General features: G+C 57.0%; 21 protein-coding genes. 14 read left to right on the plus strand and 7 right to left on the minus strand.

Annotated features, from left to right (window positions below; translation table 11 throughout):
• Nucleotides 1–9 precede the first annotated feature (9 nt).
• A complete protein-coding gene (locus ACMHYW_RS06090) occupies nucleotides 10–342 on the minus strand; it encodes a hypothetical protein (protein ID WP_414501332.1) in 333 nt (110 codons plus the stop codon).
• A 143-nt stretch (nucleotides 343–485) separates the two neighbouring features.
• Complete coding sequence (locus tag ACMHYW_RS06095) at nucleotides 486–878, minus strand: PAAR domain-containing protein (RefSeq protein WP_414501333.1); 393 nt, start codon at nucleotides 876–878, stop codon at nucleotides 486–488.
• Nucleotides 879–1,415: 537 nt separating this feature from the next.
• Between ACMHYW_RS06095 and ACMHYW_RS06100 the strand changes: the two genes are divergently transcribed.
• From ACMHYW_RS06100 to ACMHYW_RS06115, 4 genes are all read left to right on the plus strand, one after another.
• Nucleotides 1,416–2,168 (plus strand): SDR family NAD(P)-dependent oxidoreductase, encoded by a 753-nt coding sequence (locus tag ACMHYW_RS06100; protein WP_414501334.1) that lies wholly within the window; start codon nucleotides 1,416–1,418, stop codon nucleotides 2,166–2,168.
• Nucleotides 2,169–2,275: 107 nt separating this feature from the next.
• Complete coding sequence (locus tag ACMHYW_RS06105; RefSeq protein ID WP_414501335.1) at nucleotides 2,276–3,304, plus strand: ABC transporter substrate-binding protein; 1,029 nt, start codon at nucleotides 2,276–2,278, stop codon at nucleotides 3,302–3,304.
• Between the two features lie 2 nt (nucleotides 3,305–3,306).
• Nucleotides 3,307–4,311: a FecCD family ABC transporter permease gene (locus tag ACMHYW_RS06110; RefSeq protein ID WP_414501480.1), complete on the plus strand. Its 1,005-nt coding sequence runs from the start codon at nucleotides 3,307–3,309 to the stop codon at nucleotides 4,309–4,311.
• Between the two features lie 6 nt (nucleotides 4,312–4,317).
• A complete protein-coding gene (locus ACMHYW_RS06115; protein WP_414501336.1) occupies nucleotides 4,318–5,061 on the plus strand; it encodes an ABC transporter ATP-binding protein in 744 nt (247 codons plus the stop codon).
• A 441-nt stretch (nucleotides 5,062–5,502) separates the two neighbouring features.
• On the opposite strand, the gene ycaO is transcribed toward ACMHYW_RS06115, so the two are convergent.
• From ycaO to gloB, 3 genes are all read right to left on the minus strand, one after another.
• Nucleotides 5,503–7,239: a 30S ribosomal protein S12 methylthiotransferase accessory factor YcaO gene (gene ycaO, locus ACMHYW_RS06120; protein ID WP_414501337.1), complete on the minus strand. Its 1,737-nt coding sequence runs from the start codon at nucleotides 7,237–7,239 to the stop codon at nucleotides 5,503–5,505.
• Between the two features lie 133 nt (nucleotides 7,240–7,372).
• Nucleotides 7,373–8,371 carry a transglycosylase SLT domain-containing protein gene (locus tag ACMHYW_RS06125; protein ID WP_414501338.1) on the minus strand — a complete coding sequence of 333 codons (999 nt, stop codon included), beginning with the start codon at nucleotides 8,369–8,371 and terminating at the stop codon, nucleotides 7,373–7,375.
• 80 nt (nucleotides 8,372–8,451) lie between these two features.
• The gene (gene gloB, locus ACMHYW_RS06130; RefSeq protein WP_414501339.1) at nucleotides 8,452–9,267 is read right to left on the minus strand and encodes a hydroxyacylglutathione hydrolase; all 816 of its coding nucleotides are present in this window, start codon (nucleotides 9,265–9,267) and stop codon (nucleotides 8,452–8,454) included.
• A gap of 166 nt (nucleotides 9,268–9,433) precedes the next feature.
• Here gloB and ACMHYW_RS06135 point away from each other — a divergent pair, with 166 nt between their 5' ends.
• From ACMHYW_RS06135 to ACMHYW_RS06170, 8 genes are all read left to right on the plus strand, one after another.
• Nucleotides 9,434–10,234: a class I SAM-dependent methyltransferase gene (locus tag ACMHYW_RS06135; protein ID WP_414501340.1), complete on the plus strand. Its 801-nt coding sequence runs from the start codon at nucleotides 9,434–9,436 to the stop codon at nucleotides 10,232–10,234.
• Nucleotides 10,221–10,700: a ribonuclease HI gene (gene rnhA, locus ACMHYW_RS06140; protein ID WP_027705679.1), complete on the plus strand. Its 480-nt coding sequence runs from the start codon at nucleotides 10,221–10,223 to the stop codon at nucleotides 10,698–10,700. The genes ACMHYW_RS06135 and rnhA overlap by 14 nt, the downstream gene beginning before the upstream one ends.
• A gap of 148 nt (nucleotides 10,701–10,848) precedes the next feature.
• On the plus strand, nucleotides 10,849–11,586 hold the full coding sequence (gene dnaQ, locus ACMHYW_RS06145) for a DNA polymerase III subunit epsilon (RefSeq protein WP_414501341.1): 738 nt from the start codon (nucleotides 10,849–10,851) through the stop codon (nucleotides 11,584–11,586).
• Complete coding sequence (gene nudC, locus ACMHYW_RS06150; RefSeq protein ID WP_414501342.1) at nucleotides 11,579–12,421, plus strand: NAD(+) diphosphatase; 843 nt, start codon at nucleotides 11,579–11,581, stop codon at nucleotides 12,419–12,421. The genes dnaQ and nudC overlap by 8 nt, the downstream gene beginning before the upstream one ends.
• 116 nt (nucleotides 12,422–12,537) lie before the next feature.
• A complete protein-coding gene (gene sohB, locus ACMHYW_RS06155; protein ID WP_414501343.1) occupies nucleotides 12,538–13,575 on the plus strand; it encodes a protease SohB in 1,038 nt (345 codons plus the stop codon).
• A 481-nt stretch (nucleotides 13,576–14,056) separates the two neighbouring features.
• A complete protein-coding gene (locus ACMHYW_RS06160; RefSeq protein ID WP_414501344.1) occupies nucleotides 14,057–14,761 on the plus strand; it encodes a 7-cyano-7-deazaguanine/7-aminomethyl-7-deazaguanine transporter in 705 nt (234 codons plus the stop codon).
• Between the two features lie 586 nt (nucleotides 14,762–15,347).
• Complete coding sequence (locus ACMHYW_RS06165) at nucleotides 15,348–16,139, plus strand: alpha/beta fold hydrolase (RefSeq protein WP_414501345.1); 792 nt, start codon at nucleotides 15,348–15,350, stop codon at nucleotides 16,137–16,139.
• Nucleotides 16,140–16,554: 415 nt separating this feature from the next.
• The gene (locus ACMHYW_RS06170) at nucleotides 16,555–17,082 is read left to right on the plus strand and encodes an O-acetyl-ADP-ribose deacetylase (protein ID WP_414501346.1); all 528 of its coding nucleotides are present in this window, start codon (nucleotides 16,555–16,557) and stop codon (nucleotides 17,080–17,082) included.
• 112 nt (nucleotides 17,083–17,194) lie between these two features.
• Here the strand turns inward: ACMHYW_RS06170 and mntR are convergent, their stop codons facing one another.
• Nucleotides 17,195–17,623: a manganese-binding transcriptional regulator MntR gene (gene mntR / locus ACMHYW_RS06175; protein ID WP_038278902.1), complete on the minus strand. Its 429-nt coding sequence runs from the start codon at nucleotides 17,621–17,623 to the stop codon at nucleotides 17,195–17,197.
• Nucleotides 17,624–17,837: 214 nt separating this feature from the next.
• On the minus strand, nucleotides 17,838–18,803 hold the full coding sequence (locus ACMHYW_RS06180; RefSeq protein ID WP_414501347.1) for a DNA-binding protein: 966 nt from the start codon (nucleotides 18,801–18,803) through the stop codon (nucleotides 17,838–17,840).
• Between the two features lie 475 nt (nucleotides 18,804–19,278).
• Between ACMHYW_RS06180 and ACMHYW_RS06185 the strand changes: the two genes are divergently transcribed.
• Nucleotides 19,279–20,235 carry an ATP-binding cassette domain-containing protein gene (locus tag ACMHYW_RS06185; RefSeq protein WP_414501348.1) on the plus strand — a complete coding sequence of 319 codons (957 nt, stop codon included), beginning with the start codon at nucleotides 19,279–19,281 and terminating at the stop codon, nucleotides 20,233–20,235.
• A complete protein-coding gene (locus ACMHYW_RS06190; protein WP_414501349.1) occupies nucleotides 20,232–21,086 on the plus strand; it encodes an ABC transporter ATP-binding protein in 855 nt (284 codons plus the stop codon). The genes ACMHYW_RS06185 and ACMHYW_RS06190 overlap by 4 nt, the downstream gene beginning before the upstream one ends.
• Nucleotides 21,087–21,127 lie beyond the last annotated feature (41 nt).

Here is a 21,127-nt window from a genome sequence, read left to right on the forward strand (position 1 = left end):
AAGTTGAGATCATAAGCGACAGGCATATGAATAATGTTTTCCTGATGTAGAAAGAAAACCTGTTTTAGGAAATGCGGCATAAAGTGCTTTTTTCCACCAAGACAATCGATTGCATGTTGATGTAAAAGTTGATTTCTCTAAATGACGTCGGATTTTTTGGGCCTCTGGGGTAAATGGATTTTTCTTCATTTCTCCCGTGATATATTCAGCACACCAATAGCCTAGCTCTGGGCAATTACAAACGTTAATGATTTTGGGTGTGTTATCTTCGATAGGCGTAGTTGTGCCTGTGGCAACTAAGCGCCAGGTATCTTGACCTTCACTATGTTCTATAGAGTTCATGCCGTCGGTGCCTTGATCCAAACGCGAAACTCTTGTGCGCTGAGAGTCTGGATCAGTATATGCGTTTTGCCCTCCATATCAGAGACGCCTTCTTCGATGTGCCCATCTGCCAACTGAATGCGATAGGGCACGTGAGGAATAGGCTATCCATGCGGGTTGGCTATCACGAAATGCTCATCGTGTGTCGCGGGCAGCCAGCCGCCAGCGGTCTTTTCTGACGGTGGATTACCGGGGTCAGAATAGAATGTATTGACGATCGGTTCTCCCGGCAAAGTGCCTTGCCCATTGACGTTGTTGAGAGATGATACGATAGGGCAACCCATAGACGTACGGTGGCCGTGAAGCACGGCATTTCTGCGGTTAGGTAAGGTTGTTGTGGCATCGCCTTCGATGATGCGACATCCGAAGGGGCAGGCCATAGCTGATCCCACATGTGCCAACGGTCGACCATGACTGATAACGTTTTGGCACCCTTCAACTACCGCGCCTCCACAGGCAGCTTTATCTCCCAAACGCACCCATCCCTTTATGTTCACAGTTCACCCTCTTTTTAAAAGACAACTTATTGTCATGATTGGTATTTTTAGAATTTTTTATCATGCCGGTAAGTGATAGAGGTAGCTGTTTTAAAAGATAGGCGGGGTGAAGGCGTGTGTGCGTTAGCTGCCATAGAGATATCACAGAGACCGCCTTGCACTGAAATCCATGTAGAGCGGACCATCACGCTCCCGCGTATCCACAAACACTAGCTCTCCGCTGAAAGGGAGATACGCGTGACGTGTCAGGCCTACGCGGTTCCGTGCTAGCGCGCCCAGCACAACAGCCTCGTCATTTACATACAGATCGACATAGGTGTGGCCATCGCGTTGATGAATCTTGATTGTGCAGGGCTGGTTGCCGAGGTTGATGCTGAACTGCTGAGAGGGCGTGCTATAGCGGTATAGTCTGTATGTTCATCCGATCCCCAGTTTTACGAAAGAAGCACTGTGCCCACTGGGTGCTGCGTGCCGTCTTGTAAAAAGGAACAGAGCAGGATGCATGAATACAAATGATAACGAACAGGATATGCCATTATGACAAGTGTGATCGTAGTCATTGGGGCCAGTGCCGGTATCGGTCTGGCAACCGCTCGACGTTTTGCCGCTGCGGGACAGGAGGTCGTGTTGGTTGGACGCCGTGAGAAGCGCTTGCGTCAGGTCACGGAGGCCATCAATGCTGAAGTGCCCGGGAAAGCCTCGTTCTGTGCGCAGGATATGAGCCTATCCAGCGGTGCCGAAGCGCTGGCAGCAACTCTTCGTCAGCAAAACCGCTCGGTAAGGGCCATCGTGTGCTGTGCCGGTGCAGCTCCCCAGACAGAGCGTGCCACTGTGGCGCAGATTGAGGAGGAGTGGCAGGCGACTTTTCATGCCAATGTATTGCCGACGGTGCTGCCAGTAGAGGCATTGCTGCCGTTGATGGAAGACGGCGGTAGTATCGTGCTGTACAGCTCAATCGCCGCGTACCGTGGTCTGGCGGTAGGCGGCAGTGGTGCCTATGGTGCCGTTAAGGCGGCGATGCATTCATTGACGCACACTTGGGCGCGTCGCTTGGGTGAGCGTGACATCAATGTTAACGCAATCGCTCCTGGGTACATTGCTGAAACCGAGATTTTTGGCGATATGATGACAGATGCCTATTACGACCGGCTGGTCGACGAGACGCTGCTCAAGCGCCCGGGTTTTCCTCGGGATACAGCAGGGCTGGGGTTCTTCCTCTGTTCATCGGAAGGGCACTACATCACTTCGCAGATCATCCAGATCAATGGTGGTGCGCACCACGGTATGTGATAGTGCCACCTGAAGCAGTCAGGGTCGGTTATCATAGTCACCATTGTTATCATCGGTGCCCCGTTTACCACGGGGCATTGTTTTGTTTGTTCTTTCGAGATTTTTCTATGCGACATCGCTCTCTCTTCCGCCTTGCGTTTTCTGGTGTGCTGCTGGCAAGCAGTGTGCAGGCCATGGCATCGACGGCACCTGCCTATACGCCCACATCACTCGATAACTGTGGGCAATCGCTGAGCTTTAGCCAGCCTCCCTCGCGCATCGTCACGCTCGGTCAGAACAGTGCCGAGATCGTGCTGGCGCTCGGACAGGCTAAGCGCTTGGCAGCCAGTGGTGTCTGGCTAGATCCTGTTCCAGAAGCGCTGCGTGAAGACGCATCGCGTATCCCCGTGCTGGCTGGCCGTCACCCGGCTTTCGAGATGGTGCTAGCACAGCAGCCCGACCTTGTCGCGGCCCAGTTTGTTGCCGATATCGGCCCGCAAGGGCGCACCGCTCGGCGTGAACAGTTCACGCAGGCGGGAGTGCCTACTTACCTGTCGCCCACTGACTGCAAGCAGAAAGTAGGCGCCAGTACCGTTGATGGCGCGCGCCAGGCACCGTTCACCATCGACACGCTTTATCAGGAAATTCACGAGCTGGCCACGATCATGGGCGTTCCCGAACGAGGGGGTGCCTTGGTGACATCGCTGCAGCAGCGCATCGAGCATGCTACTCGACAGCAACTGGCACAGGATCGTCGTGCACCGACGGTGTTGTACTGGTTCTCCAGCGCTCAGCTGGGGGGCGATGCGTGGGTTGCCGGTGCAAAAGGCGCTCCCGCGTGGATCAACCGCACGCTGGGTGTTCGTAACGTGATTGATAGCGCTGAAGAATGGCCCGCCGTCAGCTGGGAGCGCATTGCCGCAGCGGACCCGGACATCATCGTGATTGGGTCGATGGCGCGGCGCCACTTCACAGCCGATGATGTTGAGGCTAAGCGGCAGTTTCTAGAGCAGGATCCTCTAGCGCGCCAGCTGACTGCCGTACGCGAAGGGCGCATTGTGGTGATGCCTGCGCGTGCGATGAACCCCTCACTGGATACGGTAGAGGGTGTCGAGCTGCTGGCCAAGGCGTTGAGGGATTTCGGTTGGCAGCGGTAGGCATGATTGTGGGCGCGCTTCTTCTGCTGGTGATGATCGCAGTGTCGCTGGCGGCAGGAGAGATTTCACTCAGCTATCAGACCGTTGTGCAGGTTATCGCCTCTCATTTGGGGTTACCCATATGGAGCGATGCGGTGGCGGTCAGTGCGTTGCAGGACAGCGTGGTGTGGCACTACCGGCTGCCGCGTGTCATGGCGGCTGCACTGGGAGGTAGTTCGCTGGCGCTGTGCGGTGTGGTGCTGCAGGCGTTGCTGCGTAACCCGTTGGCTGAGCCTTATGTTTTAGGCCTGTCGGCAGGCGCTTCCGCTGGGGCTGTGGCCGTGACCGTCGCTGGTGTTGCGTGGGGCTGGGCGCTTTCCGCTGGCGCGTTTGCTGGGGCAGTAGCCGCTTTCTGCGTCGTTATGCTGTTAGCAGCACACCGCGAGGGTTCCGCTTCTCAGACACTGCTGGCTGGCATCGCGTCGTCGCAGTTGTTCAATGCCATTGCGGCGTGCTTGATGGCGTCATCGGCCTCTGCCGAACAGATTCGTGGCTTACTGTTCTGGTTGTTGGGAGACCTCAGCGCCGTGCGGCTAAGCGATGTGCCATGGTTGGCTGCGTCCGCTGCGATGGGGTTGGTCGTCTGCCTTGCTGTGGCACGGCCGCTGGATGTGCTCTCGCTAGGAGAACGCAGTGCATTTGCCTTGGGCGTTCCCGTCGCGCGGCTGCGCTATCTGCTACTGGCGCTCACGGCGCTTATGACGGCACTGGTCGTAAGCCGTATCGGGGCGATCGGGTTCGTGGGCATCGTTGTTCCTCATCTCGTTCGCCGGTGGGTGGGGGTGCGTCATCGACGTCGCATTCCGGCCGCGATGTTGCTAGGGGCCGTTTTTGTGGTCGGTGCCGATCTGCTGTCGCGCACGCTGATGGCGTCGCATTCATTGCCCATCGGGGTAGTGACGGCCATCGTCGGTGCTCCTGTATTTGCCTTGCTGCTGCGGCAGCGTTCGTCCGCAAGAGATGTTTGATCGTTCATGCTAGAAGTCAATGGAGTGACCCTGCAGCGTGGTGCCCGCCGGATCCTGTGTGATGTCGGGTTTACGCTGATGCCTGGGCAGGTTCTTGGTGTCTTGGGCCCTAATGGCGCTGGAAAGAGTACGCTGCTGGATGTACTGGCAGGGCTTGCCGTGCCGCAGAGTGGTAACGCGCTCTGGCGCAGCCAGGCTGTATCCGATATGAAGCCCTCGCGGCGGGCGCGTACGGTAGGGCTGCTTGAGCAGCAATGCCACTGCGACGGGGCATTCCGCGTTGAGGAGCTGGTGGCGTTAGGTGCATGGCCGCACAACTGGAGCCGTCGCGAATGTCGGCGGCAGGTGAGTCATGCCATGTCGCTGACGGGTCTGTCGGTATTGGCCGCTGTGCGGATGGACAGACTGTCAGGAGGAGAGCGCCAGCGTGCACATCTGGCACGGCTTCTGGTGCAATCGCCAGCGCTTTGGCTGCTCGACGAGCCGACCAACTATTTGGATATGGCGCACGCGCATGTTGTGATGGCGCTGATGCGAGGCAAGACGGCGGTCGTTACGCTCCATGACATCAATCTGGCCGCACGTTATTGCGACCAGCTATTGTTGATGCATGATGGGCGTGTAGTCGCCATGGGATCGCCGGACGAGGTGTTGCAGCCTGAGCGCCTGAAAAGCGTGTACGGTATGGAGGCTCATCGACTGGTCTCAACTGCGCATCCGCATCCAGTCATTGAGTTTTTGGCCCCCTAATCTTTTCTGGCACTAAATTTATACCGTTATCTTTTTGTTTTTAATACTTCACAAAATTCTACCTTGGCAAACATCTACCGTGTCATTAAATGAACTGAAACGAGCGCTCAGCGCGCTGGATCTGCCTCGTGACAGTTATTCGATCAATCGCGACTCGAACGAATCGTTATGTCTTATCACTGAGCCGCATGGGTATGTGATCTATTACAGTGAGAAGGGACAGCGAACGGGAGAAACGTGGTTCGTTGATGAAAAAGAGGCCTGTCAGCAATTTATGGTTATGCTCAGACATATGTTGGGGCTGAGTTTGGGTGACGACGCTGAACAACTATGATGTGCATATGTGTGGGTATCTAAATGCAGATGGTAAGGATAAAAAACCGCCTTGCCTATGAAAGGCAGGGCGGCTTGATAGAGGCTACAGGGTGTAATGGCTGGAAATTAAGCGGCAGCCTGTTGGCCTTTCAATACTTTTGCATAACCTTCCAGCAAACGCTGATGAGCAGCGGTAGGGGCTGTAGCTTCCAAAGCTTTCAGGCCCGGAAAGCGCTGCTCGCCCGTTACCAACGAGATGGCCTGCTCTAGGCGTGCTTCGCCGTGATAGCCCACCAGTGCGCGCTGATAGTGAGCCAGTTCGGCATCGCATGACACCAGTTCCAGCACGTCGCGTACGGCGCAAAGCAGTTGACGGCGTTCGGTATCAACGTCGCCGGATCCCAGCACCATAGCCACTTGGTCGCTGGCTTCATCCTGCAAACCCAATGCCAGCATCAGCCACAGTTTCAGTTCGCTAATGCGCAGTGATGCCCACGGTGTACCTTTATCGCCAACAATACCGATCCATTCCAACACTCGAAGCTGATCGTTGACGGCGTTTTGCTCCAGACCTTCTAGCACCGCGTCCAGCTCATCATCGCTGGCGGTAGGCAGGTTCATTAGCGTCTGGCGGAAAGGCAGTGCCTGGTTATTGTTGTTCCAGTACAGCTCATCCGGCAGATAGATATCAGAGAAACCGGGTACCAAAATTCGGCAAGCATAGGCACCCAACGCCGTGTATTCTGCGAGGTAGACGTCATAGCCTTCTTCGGCCAGTAGGTCGATCAGTGCGGTGCTCAGGGCCTCGTTATCGCGATCGTCATTCCAGTCTGCAAAATCGTAGTCTGGTTCGTCGCCCAGCAAGGCCCAGCTAACGTAGCCGCTGGAGTCGATGAAATGCAGCTCCATGTTGTGCGGGTCTTCGACGAGGTCCATGTTGGTCGTCGGCGCAGGGAAGCCTTCCAGTTCATAAAGCGCGCGCCCCTGCAGCAGTTCGGTCAGTGCGCGTTCTAAAGCGACCTCGAAGCGCGGGTGTGCGCCAAAGGAAGCATAAACACCGCCATCCTGTGGGTTCTGCAACACCACACACATCACGGGGTAGCGGCCGCCAAGAGAGGCATCCAGTGCACGTACGGGATAGCCGGAAGCGTTCAACGCCTGGAGCCCTTCACGGATATGGGGGAAACGTTCAGCCAGCAGGCTGTCCGGTACTTCGGGCAGGGTGATGGCTTCGCGCAGGATGCGTTGTTTGATGGCACGTTCAAAGATTTCGGACAGTCCCTGCACCAGCGCTTCGTCGCGCGTATTGCCGGCCGACATGCCGTTGGATACAAACTGGTTGGCGATCAGATTAACCGGAAACATCACGGTTTCGCCATCGGACAGGCGGGTATAGGGCAGCAGGCACACACCCTTGCCGGTATCGCCGCCGTTCATGTCTTCCAGCATCGACAGTGTCAGCTTGCCTTCGGGATCATAAAGGGCGCGGGTACGCGCATCGAGTACCTGTTCCGGCAGCGTATCGCTGGCCGGCAGCCACTGTTCATCCTGCTGATGCACGAAACCGAACTGCGTCATGGCGGGGGCAAGGTTGAAGTCGGCCCACAGATAACGCGTAGATAGACGTTCGATCATTTCGCCATAGGCACTGGCCAGCGCTGCTTCGCGCGAAGCTCCTTTTCCGTTGGAGAATACCTGCGGGCAGTCGCGGTCCCGGATATGCACAGACCAGATATAAGGCGCGGGATTCAGCCAGCGGGCCTCTTCGATGTGGAAACCGAGGGCCTCAATGGAGGCGCGCAAACGCTGGATGGAGTCTTCCAGAGCGGCATCCTTGCCGGGGATGAAGGTCTTGGCGGTCATGAGCAAATCGCAGCCTGAACAGTGAATAGAAAAGATGGGGCAGTCGATGCTGCCCACAGGCCGCTACTCTAGCATAGGTCGCCAACCTCGCGTAGAAAGCGAGGCTATGCCGTTGCGTTATGTGCTTATTCGATCAAGGGGCTACCGCGACGCGCTTGTCGTCACAGGATAGCTGGCGAGTGTCGCCTGCCAGTGCTGAGCGTGCCTTGAGTCGGCACATGATGCTGGGGGCCTGTGCCACGGGCACCAGCAACAGCTGGTGGCGGCCAACGGTTTGCCCATAGGCGGGATTGAAATCATGGAGTTGGCGACTGGTCAGCTCCGCGGAGCTGAGTGAATCCAGCGATACTGGACGCGCCACCCGGATACTCTTGAACATCGGTTCGTTGGGAATGTCCGGCAGTCGAATGCCATAGTGTTCCGGTGCGTCGATGATAGCGGCCAGCGCCAACAGGCGCGGCACGTAAAGGCGCGTCTCGGTTGGCAGCGGCAGGTCGAAATAGTTGCGCGTGTTGGCCTGACGGATGGCCTTGTTCACACGCCCAACGCCCGCATTGTATACCGCCAGCATCAGTACCCAATCATCATCGAACCAGTTATCCGACAGCCACTGGAAATAGTCGAGCGCTGCGTGGGTTGATTCCAGCGGATCATTGCGTGGGTCATAGTCGCGCGAAAGAGTTAGCCCAACCTCGGTGGCGGCCTGAGGAGTCAGCTGCCACATGCCGCTGGCACCGCTGATATTGCGTGCCCTGGGGTTGTAGCCGCTCTCAATGAAGGGCAGCAGGGCGATTTCGCCCGGCACATGGCGTGCATCAACTTCATGAAAAACATGGTAGAGCCACGGGCGTGCATCCTTCATATAGCGGTCGATGGCATCGGGGTGCTGCTGATACCACTCGATCCAATAGCGCACGCGAGGATTGTCGATATGGTGATCGAGTGCAAAAGACTCACGCATGTGCACCCATAGCGAATGGCTGTCTTCATGATAGGTCGGTGCCTGAAATTCAGAAGGTTCCGGCATGAGTGGGGACATCACCAGTGCGATCAGCAGCATCCAGCCGACGCTGCGGTGTCCGCGGCGCAAGCGGCGCGTAATCGCACTGCGCAGAAGAGGGGGCTGGCTCACGGGCACCCCCTCGTGACATTCATTGCAACTGCATTGGCTGTGGAATCAGACGTATGGCAAAGGCAACGATTCAACATCAGTCAGAATGTATCCTTCCAATGGCGCAGTGCTGCAAGCACATGTACGGGATCGTCAGGCGCGGGCCGACCAGCATGGCGGCAGGCAGCCTGGATCACGATCGCTTCATGCGTGCGCATGAAGGGGTTGGTGCGGCGCTCTTGGCCGATCGTACTGGGCAAGGTCGCGCGACCTTCTGCTCGGGCAGCACTGGCACGTGCCTTTGCTTCTTGAATGGCCGCGTTGTCGGGTTCAACGGCAAGAGCAAAGGCCAGGTTGTTCAGGGTATATTCATGGCCGGCATAGACAGCGGTATCAGGTGATAGCGCTGCAAAACGTTCCATGTTACGTAGCATCTGTTCAGCAGTTCCTTCGAACAGACGCCCACAACCTGCCATGAAAAGAGTATCGCCCGTAAGCAGAATGGGTTTAGTGGATTTCTCTTGTGGCGTAATGAGATAGCAGAGATGGTCTATGGTATGAGCCGGGGTGGCGAGCACCCTCGCAGGCTGATCCAGCACCGTGAAAGTATCGCCATCGTGCAGTGGCTGGGTGACACCCGCGACGTCGTTAGGCCCATAAACGGCAAGGGCGGGAAAGCGGGTGATCAGCTCGGCTAGGCCATCGGTATGATCGTGATGATGGTGAGTGATAATGATGGCCGTCAGTTCGAGCGTCGGCTGCTGCCTCAGCCATGTCAGTACGACGTCGGCCTCGCCGGGATCGACGATGGCAGCTTGCCGTGTGCGGTCGTTGACAATGGCCCAGATATAGTTGCTTTCGAGCGCCGGTAGCGGGTAGAGACTCAGTTCTCCGTGAGATGGTTGAGGATAAGACATGAAATGCTCCTTGGTTTTCGCTATATGCTGAGTAAGTTCGATTGCTATCGCGCGATATGATGCCGTAATGAAGCACGCGGTGGCGAAACGGGCGGCTACTAACCTATAGGGGTGAACGAATAACTATAGGGGCGAACGACGGCAACAGTGACACAGGAGAGCCGGGATGAGTGATACGCGACAGAGCGTCAGTGCCCTGATGGCCTACTGGAACACACCTGCGGGCCAACAGGTGTGGCAGCGAGAGTCCGTGATGCTGTCACGCATGGTGGCTTACAAGGGGGGGCGTTTGCTGGAAATGAGCGCCGCGGCATCGCTGGCCACGCCGTTCGCACCAAGCCATGCCCTCCGCTGGGCACCGTCGATAGCAACCCAGCCGCTATGGCACGCCGACTATATCGCGGATGGTCGTGCTCAACCCTTTGACGACTGTTACTTCGATACGGTGCTGATACATCACCTGCTGGATTGTGTCGATCAGCCTCACCACTGGCTGAGCGAAGCGGCACGCATTACCGCAGATACCGGTCGCCTATATCTGATCGGTTGGAACCCGCTACAACCACGCTGGCCGCACCGTCACCGCCGTCATCCGGCACAGCGGCGTTTGTTCATACGCCAGATCCGCGACTGGTTAGCATTTGTCGATCTTGAAATAGAGCAGGTACACTATTGCGCATTCTCGGCGGCACGCTGCCGTACGGCGTCATGGGCTGAACATGTCGGTACACTGCTGGATGTGCCCTTGGCCGGAAGCTATATCGTTTCGGCGCGGCGCCAGAAACAGTATATCGTCCCGCTGGCGAAACGCTTGCGGCACCGGCAGTTGCTCTCTCTCGGCGCGATACCCAAAGGGGTGTTGGCTCCCATGCCATCAGCGCTTACCGAGCAGCATCGTACGGATGCCGATTGCCCCACGACCCATTCCACTTCACCACGCCCATCAGGACACCATGAGCAGCACTGACGACACCACGAACACCCGCCTTCCCCATGTCATCATCTATACCGATGGAGGCTGTCGTGGCAATCCCGGCCCCGGTGGCTGGGGCGCGATACTGCGCAGCGGCGAACACGAGCGCGAACTGAAGGGCAGCGAGGCGGATACTACTAACAATCGCATGGAACTGACAGCGGCCATTCAGGCACTCGAGACGCTCAACCGACGCTGTCAGGTCGAACTCTGGACCGATTCCGAGTATGTTCGTAATGGCATCACGAAGTGGATCCACAACTGGGTGAAACGTGGCTGGAAGACAGCGTCCAAGGCGCCGGTCAAGAACGCCGAACTGTGGAAACAGTTGCTGGCGGCATGCGAACGCCATGAGATCGAATGGCATTGGGTGAAAGGGCATGCCGGGCACGAAGGCAACGAGCGAGCTGATCAACTGGCCAACGATGCTATGGACGAGTTGGCACGAGCAGGTCGCTGATGCCCTCATGCGTTTCTCCAACGTAGGTGTGTAGGCAATGTATATGGGTAAGCAGGCGCTGGATTAAGCCGTCGAGCCACCCTCGTTTAAGCGTTACCCCACCGGCAAGGCCGCTCCGATAAGGTCAGGCGGGGACAGAGGAAGAACGATGAGACAGATCGTCATGGATACCGAGACTACCGGTATCGATCCGAAAGAAGGCCACCGCATCATCGAGATCGGGGCTGTTGAAGTCGTCAACCGTCGCTTGACGGGACGCACGTACCATCAATACATCAACCCGCAGCGTGCCATCGACCCCGAAGCAATGTCCGTTCACGGGATCACCGATGAACGCGTTGCCAATGAGCCGGTGTTCGGTGAGATAGCCCAAGCATTTTGGGACTTTATTGAAGGTGCCGAGCTGGTCATTCACAACGCGCCTTTCGACGTGGGCTTCATGAATGCCGAGTTCACCCGCCTGAAGAATGATGGCGGCCCCGTCATCGGGCCGGTCGAGGCGGGCTGTCAGGTGCTGGATACGCTGAAGATGGCGCGTGCCATGCACCCTGGACAGCGCAACAGCTTGGATGCGCTCTGCAAACGCTACGATATCGATAACTCGTCACGTACGCTGCACGGCGCCTTGCTTGACTCCGAGATTTTGGCTGAAGTCTATCTGGCGATGACCGGTGGGCAGACCGCACTGATGCTGAGCAGTCAGGATAATGACAGCAGCAGCTCTGCGGCCAGCCATGCCTCGTCGCGACAGCGTGTATCACTGGCCCCGGGCCAGCTGCGCGTTATTCGCCCGTCGGAAACCGAGAGGGAAGCTCATCAGAAGAAACTCGATATGATCCGCGGCAAGTCAGGCGGCGAGTGCGCATGGGACAAGCTCAATGGCTAATACGACACTGCAGGATGCACCGGTTGCCGCACCGCTGTTCGACAGAGAACGCCGGGATATCGTGAATGCCCGCAAGGGTCTGCTGATCCGCATTACACCGGATGGTGAACTGCTGCTGACTTCCGATGAGCGCTTGCTGGGGCGTGAAGAACCGTTTCCTGAATGGTCGATCGTGTTGGGGCGCTGGCAGGGCACACCCATTGCTGTCGTGGAAGCGCCGTGTGATGACGTGTCTACGGCGCGGCGTGCACATAAGGTGACCGACTGCCTGCCAATGCTCAGTGATGACGAGCGTTGTCTGGTCGCTACGGCACTGGAGGTTCTGCACTGGCGGCGCGATCACCGCTTTTGTGGTCGCTGTGGCAGCCCGATGGTGATGGACGAGTTTGAATACGCCATGCACTGCAAGGCCTGTGGTCACATCTGCTACCCGCGTCTGTCCCCCTGCATCATCACCCTTGTGACGCATGGTGATGATATGCTGCTCGCTCGCAGCCCGCATTTCCCCGCGGGGCGTTTCAGCACGCTGGCCGGTTTCATTGAGCCGGGTGAAAATGCCGAACAGGCTGTGAAGCGTGAGATCCGGGAAGAAGTGGGAGTTGACGTGCACGGCGTGGTTTTCCAGCGAAGCCAGTCTTGGCCGTTCCCGCACTCTTTCATGTTGGGCTTTACGGCACAGACCTCGACGAAGGACATCACCATTGACGGCGTCGAGATCGAAGCCGCCGACTGGTTCAGCGTCGATGAACTGCCGGCGTTGCCGCCGATAGGGGCCATCTCACGTTGGCTGATCGACCAGCACGTCAAGCAGGTTAGGGCGAAACGCCAAGCATAGGACACCGCCTGCGATGCAGGGCGGGCTATTATCGGCCTGCAAGCGGAGCGAAATTTCGGGGCACCCATGGCAGGTGCCCCTCTTTATCATTACCGCCATAAAGGAATGCGAGTCATATGGAGTGGTGGAGTCTTTATTCACTGTTTGCCGCCAAGGTGGCAACGTTTCTGCTGGCCTTGATCGTCGTACTGATCATCATCGCCCGGATTCGAGGCGCAGGCCGCCAGCGGAGCGCTGAAGCGTCTCTGAGCATCAAGGAACGAAGAGAGCGGTTCCAGCCGCGGCAGCATCAGCTGCAGGGCGTGCGCATGAGCGATGGCGAATACAAGCGCTGGCAGAAACAACAGCATAAGGAAGAAAAGGCGCGCCTCAAGGAAGATGTGAGCGAGCAGCCAGTAATCTGGGTATTGGACTTTGACGGTGACCTGCAAGCCTCTGGCACGGATGAAATGGCTGAAGAGATCACCTCGCTGGTCGAAGGCGCGCACAAGGGAGACGAGGTTGTGCTGCGTCTGGAGTCGGGCGGTGGCTTGGTGCATTCCTATGGGCTGGCAGCGGCTCAGTTGGATCGCCTGCGCGATGCAGGGCTGAAACTGACCGTGTGCGTTGATCGGGTAGCGGCCAGCGGTGGCTATATGATGGCCTGCTGTGCAGACCACCTGATTGCTGCACCGTTCGCTGTGATTGGTTCCATTGGTGTGGTTGCCCAAGTGCCGAACGTCCATCGCCTGCTGAAAAAGCACGATGTCGATGTCGAAATTCTGACGGCTGGGGAACATAAGCGAACCCTGACCATGCTGGGCGAAAATACTGAAGAAGGGCGGCGTAAGTTCCTTGAAGACCTGGCCGACACGCACGCGCTATTCAAACAGCATGTGCGTCAGCGTCGCCCGCAGCTGGATATCGATCAAGTAGCGGATGGCGATATCTGGTACGGACAGCAGGCCGTTGCATTAGGGCTGATCGACGACGTTCAGACCAGCGAGGGTTATCTGTCGCAGCGCGCACGTGAAGGTCTGGATATCTTTGAGGTATCGCTGACGGCACCGCGTTCGCTGGTATCGCGTTTGGCGCACGGCGCTGAAAGTACCCTGCAGCGAGCAGTCAATGCCTGCCTGCAGCGTGCCCTCAACTGGCGCAGCGAACGTACGTAATGCCGTCGCTTCGTTATCTCTAGCATCTACAGGGCTGCCTATGGGCGGCCCTGTTCGGCTATGACGCACTAAGAGACTGTTTCATAACCTGAGCGATTACGTTTACCCTTTCCAAAATAGACGGCTTTTACCGCAATTTTGTGGTTTGAAGTTCCCTTCAATGACATGGGTATGGGGGTTATGAAACACACTCTAAATGGCATGAAAGCCTTTGAGTGCGGCTTTTGCTGGCTGGCATTATGGCGACCAGCATGGCAGCATACGTCGTCTGTTTCTTAAGGGTATGCGCCGTGTATCGTTGTTGGTGATTTTTCATCATGAAGAGTCAGCGTACAGATGGTGCCGCGGTGTATGCTCGCCACCGAAATCAGAAAGATAAAAAAGGCGACCGCCCTCACGAGGTTGCAGCGTTCATCACGCATGGGAAAAGGCAATCCATGTGGCTGCAACGTACGAATACCTGTCGGAGAGGATTTTCTGCATGGCCACATCCCCCTTGCCACACGCAGGGTTTATCGAACTGCCGGAAGACGCGCGCCGGAAGGCACTGCTTGGGGTTATTCTGGTGCATCTGTGTGTTATCTGTGCCAGCAACTATCTGGTTCAGATTCCGTTCGTCCTGTCGCTTCCGGGCCTTGATATCAAGACAACGTGGGGCACGTTTTCGTTTCCCTTGATCTTCATCAGTACCGACCTGACCGTCAGGCTGATCGGGCAACGTGAGGCACGTATCCTGATTGGCTGCGTGATGCTGCCCGCGCTGTTGCTGTCATACGTTATTTCGGTACTGTTTGCCGAAGGGCGCTATCAGGGGCTGGCGTCGTTGGCGCTGTGGAATCTGGACGTTGCTCGCATCGCCTTTGGTAGCTTTGCGGCCTACGTGTTCGGCCAGCTGATGGATATTGCCGTCTTCGCTCGCCTGCGCCGTACCGGCCGCTGGTGGTATGCGCCGACGGCATCGACGTTCCTTGGCTCGCTGCTGGATACTTTTGCGTTCTTCGCCATCGCATTCTGGCACTGCAACGATGCCTTCATGGCCGAGTTCTGGGTCAGCATCGCCTGGGCCGACTATGCTGTGAAACTGCTGGTGGGCATCGTCATGTTTGTACCGCTGTACGGTGCGATCCTGAACCTTATCCTGCGCAGGATCCAACAGCGCCTGCTGGCCGAATCGGCGCAGTCATAGCTGCACATCTGATCTGATGTGCCCACCTTTTATCGTTGACGCATATATCTAATAGCGAAAGAGCCGCTCGATCTGAATCGAACGGCTCTTTTTTTATGACAGGCCTTGGCGTGAGGCAACAAGAGGGTATGCTTTGCCCACTGCCCACTGCCCACTGCCCACTGCCCACTGCCCACTGCCCACTGCCCACTGCCCACTGCCCACTGCCCACTGCCCACTGCCCACTGCCCACTGCCCACTGCCCACTGCCCACTGCCCACTGCCCCAAAGGGATGTGGTAGCATCTCTAAAGATGCATTTGACCTAGAGCGATCTGTGTATGCTGTGCATTTGCGCCTAGCCAGCTCTAAACAGATCAATGCTTCAAACGGTTACTATTTCAATGGTAAGCGCGCTGTCGAACACCATACTCTGACGAGAAAGTGTGATTGTGTGGTTGGTTGGCGAGCTCTGTAGAAGGGCGGCTTTGTTCTTCCCGTATTGACGCTTTCCATTATGGTGTGCTGTTGGCGCATCACGCGGCGCCTTTAATCATCTTCATCTTTTTTGCTGTCCGATCGTTTCCCGTATACCTCAGAGAGCCGTCATGACCGCTTTGCTGCTTCACTACGTTGATTATCCTGCTGCCCAGCCCAGCGAGGCACGGCCTCTTGTCGTTCTTCATGGTTTGATGGGCAATGCCGACAACTGGCGTGCGCATGCGCGGCAATGGGAGAAGCAGCGTCGCGTCGTGGCGGTCGACCTGCGCAATCATGGGCGTTCACCTCACGCTGAGGATATGCAGTACGCGCATTTGGCTGCTGATGTGCTGCATACCCTCAATGTGTTGGGTATTGAACATTTTGACCTGTTGGGTCATTCGATGGGGGGCAAGACCGCGATGAGCATGGCTGTTATAGCGCCCGAGCGTATCCGGCGTCTTATCGTGGCCGATATTGCTCCCGTCGATTATGCGCTAGACCGCCATGACGATATCTTTGCCGCGATGCAAGCAGTGGCCGATCAGCCGCCCGCATCTCGTACTGCCGCTGATGCGCTGATGGCGCAGCATGAGGGCGATCTTGAAACACGTCGTTTTTTGGGTACCAATCTGATTAAAGGCGAAGATAGCTGTCTGCACTGGCGCGTCAATCTGTCTGCTCTGCGACAAGGCTATCCGGACGTTGCTCGAGCACCGATTGAGGGGGCGCCGTTCAATGGTCCAGTGCTGTTTCTGAGAGGCGGCGATTCCAGCTATGTATTGCCTGAATATCGTGCAGCGATCATGGCGCGTTTCCCGCATGCGCGTATTGTGACCCTCAAGCACTGTGCCCATTGGCTGCATGTCGAGCAGTTCTCTATTTTCGTTGACGCGGTGAACCGTTTCCTGTCGGCGTAGCACTTGCTTATCGTTTATATCGAAATGGAAAGAAATGACGTGCGTGGCGGCCTCAATCTCTGGGTATCCGCCCTATAGTCACTGCGTTTTGGTGGAAAATATGGTGTAGCTGTCAACGCGGGCTCTGGCGAGTGCGGGATCGAATAGCTGAGAGCGGAAAGATAAGCCTAGCGCGAAAATGATAAGTAGAGGCTGTGCTAGACGATTGAACAGCGGGGGCCGCAGCTTTGTCTGCTTTCTCTCTGCCTGCACAAAACCACGAACGTATGGTGACTTCGCTGAGTTAATGGGTGAACAGTTGCGGACGATATGGGCATGGAACGTACACGGCAACGCTGTGCAGCATAATCATGGACGTGCAGGGTGAGCGATTAAGGACCGTGAGTAGGGCTCGTCCTGAAAGAGGAAATCAGCCATGTTGAATAGAGTGCATATTATCCAAGGGGACATAACCCAAATAGCCGTAGACGCTATCATCAACGCAGCCAATACGTCGCTGTTAGGCGGCGGCGGTGTCGATGGCGCTATTCACCGTCAGGGTGGGCCGGCCATTCTGGAGGAGTGCCGTCGCATTCGAGCGCGGCAGGGTGGATGCAAGGTTGGGGAAGCGGTCATAACGACTGCAGGGCAGTTGCCCGCGAAGCATGTCATTCATACCGTAGGGCCTCGCTGGCAGGATGGGTTGCACGGCGAGCCGGCGCTATTGGACCAATGCTACCGCAGCTGCTTTGCCTTGTTGGACGAGTTCGATCTGACCAGCGTGTCCTTTCCCAATATCAGTACAGGAATCTACCGCTTTCCCAAGCAGGATGCGGCGCGGATTGCGCTGAAGAGAGTTGCTGCCCTGCTGGCGGAAAACGCCGCCATTACACGCGTGAACGTGGTGTGTTTCGAGGAGCAGAACGCTGATATCTACCGAGCATTGCTGAATGCCATGCGGTAGCGCTGGGCGAGACGGGGACGGGTAATCATAACAAGGAAAAAATGTGCATGCGGTTGGGTGTTCGGTGCTGCGAGGGGAAGTGCACATCCATTGTGCTGATGATATCCGAGGGTCACTGCGTACTGCGAGGTCCATGCTTGGCCAGAAAACGCTGCATAGCGGCTACGGTCTCTTCGCTGCAGTGGTGCTCTATACCTTCTGAGTCGGCGCGTGCAATATCTTCCGAAACGCCCAGTGTACGCAGCAGTGTCATGACGATCTCGTGCCGTTCAGCCACGTGACGGGCCATATCCACACCTTCTTCTGTCAGGAAAATGCCGCGATAAGGGCGTGCATTGACTAGACCATCACGTTTGAGGCGGGTCACAACCTTCGATACGGCGGCGGGACTGACGCCGAATCGCTCGGCTAGGTCGCTGGCGCGTGCTTCGCCTACGTGCTCATGTAGCCACGCGATTTCTTCGACATAATCTTCAACGAGTTCACGCTGGTGGTCTTGACGGACACGCTCGAAATGTTCGTGATGGGAGGGTAAAGGCATAGCGCCGATCTCTATAAATCTTGCTGTAAAGGGTACCTGATAGGTACGGATAGTTCCGCAGGCACGATCATACGCAATCGAGGAGCGTAAGGATACCCATACGTAACATGGGGCATTGGCTTCAATACCTGCGGAAAGCAGTGGTGTATTACCGCTCGGCCAGCCCGCGCAGTACATATCGGCAGGGCCGGCCTAGAGGTGACCGCATGCAGTATCAATACATGAAGGGGGGAACGGACGAACGTGCCATGCGTTCTTGAAGAACGCGGAGCTCTGTGCGCAGGCGCGTGATTTCCTTGTCGCGCTCCGACACGGTCTTGATGGAGCGTTCAAGCTGGGCGCGGGTATCCGTCAGCACCTGGGCGGTCTGCTGCGACTGAAGACTGAGATCGCGATGGCGACGTTCTTCATCCTGCAGGGCGCGTCGTTTCTCTTCTACCTGTGCCGTCATGCGGTCCAGCCGTTCTTCCAACTGCTCTAGGCGGCGGCGCGACAGTTTTTCCTGCTCTTGCTTTTCATGACGGGCAGCATCAAGAAGCTGCATTAGGCGTTGCTCGGCGGCTTCGTGACGCTGTTCTTCTTGCACCAGCTGTTTGCGGAAGTGCTCTTCCTGCTGGGCCAGTGCGGCCTGATGCTCTCGTTCCATACGATCGCGGTCGGCCGTTAACGTTTCGATCTGGCGGTCGCGTGTTTGCAAGCGATGGTCGCGTTCTTCAATCGCGGCCTGTGCCTGTGTCAGTTCACTCTCGACGTGTGCCAGCGTCGATGTCTTTTCTTCCAATCGTTCTAGCGTCTGGTCGAGGCGCTCGTTGAGCGCTGAAAGCCGCTGCTGAGCGTCTTCCGCTTGGCGCATGGACTGCTGAGCCTGATGCTCTGCCGCCGTGATGGCATCGTTTGCCTGCTGACGGTAGTGCTCTAACCCTTCGTACGCTTCTTCCTGCGCTTGCTGCCAGATGTTCATCAGGGATTCCTGAAGACGTTCCGGCACCGCACTTTTCAAGGGGATGTCCGTCCGCTGCTCGTGCCGTGTTCGCCACTCGCGCAGGTGGTCACTGATGGTGGTGAAACTTCCCGTTCCGAGAATATCGCGGATGCGTTGAATGGTGGGCGCGTCACCGCGCTGCTGCAGCGTTTCGATCGCGCGCTGCACATCTTCGAACTGGATACCGTTTCGGGCCACGACAGGCATCTCCCGTTGATGAGATCTAAAGGCTAAGTATACAGCAGAGTTGGGGTCAGTGAGAGTCCGATTCTTTCACTGTAGCGCTTGCGGCATTGCTGGAGAAACGCCGTTTTTCAAGGACTCTGTGTGCTACGGCCTTTTTGTACAGGTTTTGGTGCTCAATGTAAATGTAATTTATGTAATATGAAATTACGATACGGATAAGGGCGATATATTCATGATTACGATCATTATCATGAATATATTCGGTTACACCACGCGAAGGGGTTCATTCAAACAGTAGGGCGGATAGAAGGCGCCAGGATAGAGGGCAGAAAAGCTCGTTTAGAAAAAAGGGTAATGGAACGATGAGAGTGCTGTGAGGTAGCTGAAAAAGGCCTGAACAAGGGGGTCGCAGCGCATAAAGGCTTGCTGTAGAGGGCAATTCATGGTTGGATATTGTTATGTTATAACATAAATTATGGGTGCGATGATGTCTGCCACTTCTGCTGCATACAATCCGGCTGCGCCTGCTTTATTGCAGATTCACCAGCTTTCGCTGACCACGGCATCACACGGTGTACTGCGCGGCGTTGATATGACGATTTACGGTGGCGAACGTGTAGCGCTGCTGGGACCTTCCGGCACCGGTAAATCATTGCTGGCTCGCGCCCTGACCGGGATTCTTCCGCAGGATGTCGAGTGCACCGGGCGCATTACGCTAAACGGCTATGACATTACGCAGCGCCATCCGGCCTTGCGGCCTTCATCGGCACGCGTGTCGATGGTCGATCAAGATACAGCGACAGCGCTCAGCCCCCTGCATACGCTAGGACAGCAGCTCATGATGGTCTGTGCTGGTGCGGGCCAGAAGGGATGTGGCATCCGCTGGCACGCAGAATCCCTGCTGGACCAGGTCGGTGTATCCCGCAGCGTGATGGGGCGCTATCCCGCTGAGCTGTCGGGCGGGCAGCGTCAGCGTGTCTGCATAGCGCTAGCACTGGCCTGTAATACCTCGCTGTTGGTAGCCGACGAACCAACATCTGCGCTGGATGCGGTCAGCCAGCAGCATGTGCTGAATGCGCTGTCCGGTACGGTGCCGCAGCAGAAGAGCAAAGCACTGTTTGGGATGTCGTTGTTAAATCGTGCCACGAACGATGAAGAAAGTGATTCGCTGGCCGGGGCAGCGATTGCCGATGAGCATCAACGTTCCAAAGCTCTGCTGTTCATCACACACGATCTGCGAGCAGCACAGCAGCTTTGTGACCGTGCGCTAGTGCTGTGTGATGGCAAGATTGTTGAAGATGCACCGATGGCGACGCTGCTAGCGGCGCCTCAGCATGAGGTGACTCAGCGCATGGTGGCAGCGTTGCAGTGCGAGCAACAACGGTTAGGGCAGGACACCTCGACCGCTGCAACGCCTTTGGCTACCGCATCGAGGACGCCATGACGGCAACACGACGCCTGTGGTTTTCTCGACAGACGCCGTGCCACGATGCGCCTTCTTCCAAGCCCGATGCCCCGGTGCTAGAGGCTTTGCGCATCAGCTGTCACGCACCGCAGGATGCCTCGACCCGCCTGCTCGACACCGTATCACTGGCACTGCACGCCGGTGAGCGCGTTGGATTAACCGGACCTTCTGGCAGTGGCAAGAGTACGTTGCTGCGCGCGCTACTGGCCTTGCAGCCGTTGTCCCAGGGTGAGATCAGAGCGCAGGGCCGGGTCATGATGCCGGGTTCGGTGCGTGCGCTGCGCTGGTTTCGTCAGCAGGTGCAGTACGTTCCACAGGCAGCGGCAGCCTCTCTCAACCCGCATCACAGTGTCGATGCTGTTCTTCGTGAACCGCTGCACTGTCTGGGGCGACCACCGGCAACGTCTGCGGATATCGCTGCGCTGCTGGATAACGTCGGGCTACCTCGACGTGTACTGCAACAGCGGGCAGGGGCGCTGTCCGGCGGCCAAGCCCAGCGCGTTGCTATTGCCCGTGCGTTACTGATAAAGCCGCGGTTGTTGCTAGCAGATGAACCGACAAGCGGTCTGGATCTTGCCACGCGCGATGTCCTGTTGGCGCTGCTGGAGCGCCTAATGTCGGAATACCACATGGGGCTGTTTATGGCCTCGCATGATATCGGGGCAATGACGCGGTTGTGTTCGCGCGGGGTGGTGATGGCGCAAGGCAAGGTGGTAGAAGACCGTCCAATGGCCGCACTCATTGCCGCTCCCCAGCATGCCGTTTCTTGCCAGCTGATGGACGCCGCTCGCGGCGACTCCGCTTCCACGTCCGCCTTTTCCCCCTATTGAAAGTGCACTTCGCACCTTGAACCATCGTCGCATCCCATAAG

Origin of the sequence: Zymobacter sp. IVIA_12111.31 C1 (assembly GCF_047495495.1) — a bacterium.
Classification (GTDB): Bacteria; Pseudomonadota; Gammaproteobacteria; order Pseudomonadales; family Halomonadaceae; genus Zymobacter.